Here is an 864-nt window from a genome sequence, read left to right on the forward strand (position 1 = left end):
GTTAGAATCCTCGATGCGGATGGTAAGCAATTTTACAGTGCAACCAATGATTGTGATGCCTTAGAAGGCACCGATTGTGAAAACCTCTACAGTAAAGAAATTGATGATTCTAAATTTATCGATGACAATGCCGAACAAGGTCAAGATGCATGGGTAACCATTGCCAAAGGTAATAAGGTCGGTAAGACGGTTATTACGACGGAATACCCACAAAGAATGCTGTATACGGCTTCTGCGGTATTCAAAAACAAACTGTGGATGTTCGGTGGAGTCAAAGGCGGTGATGCTAATAATGAAGTTTGGCACTCTGAAGATGGCACTGTTTGGTCTCAGGTGAAACAAATTGATGAGTCGAAGGCTTTTGCAAAACGTCGAGAGGCAGCAGTTACAGAGCATAACGGCAAATTGTGGGTATTTGGCGGTGCTTATCGAGAAAACAGGCGAGAGACTTATTCGAACGAGCTATTGGTCAGTGAGGATGGGATAAACTGGCAAAAAGTTGAAGGTACCAATCCTCCTGCAGGCCGACACAAGCCTAAGATGGTTTCATTTAACGGCAAGTTAATACTGCTTGGTGGCAGGGTCAGCAGCCCAGGCTCTTACAGTTCACACTTGTGGAGCACAGTTGATGGTAACCAATGGATAAGAAATACATCAAAAACACCATTGCGTTCACGTGATAAGTTTGATTTAAAAGTTTTTGATGACAAACTGTGGCTCATTAACAGCGGTCGTAAAGATGTTTTTTATACCCAAAGTGCAGACAGCAATGCTGACTGGGTAAAAACCTCGCTGCCGAGTAACGTACGATCACCGCATTTTGTGATTGATAAAAATCAGTTATGGGTCATAGATGAAGATGGG

1 protein-coding gene is annotated in these 864 nt (G+C 43.1%); it reads left to right on the forward strand.

Translation table 11 applies throughout. From position 1 onward, the window contains the following. Positions 1-864, forward strand: an 864-nt coding sequence (locus tag AC1EU0_RS19170) for a Kelch repeat-containing protein (protein ID WP_480304376.1), incomplete at both ends; no start/stop codon positions are given.

It is taken from the genome of Parashewanella sp. 2210YD4-3 (genome assembly GCF_056591735.1).